Annotated in this window: 1 protein-coding gene; it reads right to left on the bottom strand. The window is 51.2% G+C overall.

Features of this window, described 5'->3' with window-relative positions; all coding sequences use genetic code 11:
• Nucleotides 1–340 (bottom strand): zinc-binding dehydrogenase (locus FDX22_RS30995; RefSeq protein WP_255432900.1); only part of this gene is annotated, 340 nt, incomplete at both ends.

The following is a 340-nucleotide window of genomic DNA, read 5'->3' as shown; positions in this document are numbered from 1 at the left end:
GATCCAACTCTTTAAACGTGATCAGGTTAGTGGGTAACGATGTCTCCTGTTTTGGCCAGCCGGTGAAAGCAATACGACCCGCAAACGAAGCAAGATCCAGCGTTTCGCGAATTGCACTGTTGGCACCAGATGCTTCGACGACAACCTGTGCCATCGTCCCCTGTGTGATATCTTTTATCGCCTCAACAACCTGAGTGTTCGACGGATTGATGACGTAAGGCACGCCCAGTGATTTTGCGTACTGAAGTCGTTCGTCCACGATATCGATCAGAATTGGCGTCGCACCGTAGCGCAATGCGCTCAATGCTGCCATCAGACCAATCGCACCGGCTCCAATAAT

Source organism: Citrobacter sp. TBCS-14, from assembly GCF_005280805.1.
GTDB lineage: Bacteria > Pseudomonadota > Gammaproteobacteria > Enterobacterales > Enterobacteriaceae > Citrobacter > Citrobacter gillenii.
Note: the sequence above shows the minus strand (reverse complement) of the source record. Positions and strands in the feature narration are given on the sequence as shown.